The organism is Methylobacterium nigriterrae (assembly GCF_037106235.1).
Lineage (GTDB): Bacteria > Pseudomonadota > Alphaproteobacteria > Rhizobiales > Beijerinckiaceae > Methylobacterium > Methylobacterium nigriterrae.
Window position 1 is genome coordinate 1 of sequence record NZ_JBAWTG010000687.1, and the last position, 307, is coordinate 307.

The window sequence follows — 307 nt, forward strand, 5'->3', positions numbered from 1 at the left end:
GGTCGAGGCGGCGATGGCGAGCACGCTCGGCTGGTCGGACGGCGCCGGCCCCCGCACGGGCGCGGGGGCCCCCGCGCTGACGCGGCCCGCCCATTCCGTGCCGCTCGGGCGGCGGCGGATCACCGGCACCTGCGCCATGATGCGCAGCTGGGTGCAGATCTCTCCCGCCACCGCGTCGTAGCCGGCATGGGTCGTGGCGACGGGCTTCTCACCCACCGAGAGGGCGCCCGCCCGCAGGGCATTCATCGAGATGCGCAGCGAGGAATCTTCGACCGCATCCGCCACCACCACGATCGGCGTCGGGTGC

Annotated in this window: 1 pseudogene; it reads right to left on the bottom strand. The window is 74.9% G+C overall.

Features of this window, described 5'->3' with window-relative positions:
• Positions 1-307, bottom strand: a pseudogene (locus WDW90_RS38730) (chemotaxis response regulator protein-glutamate methylesterase); the annotation flags it as partial.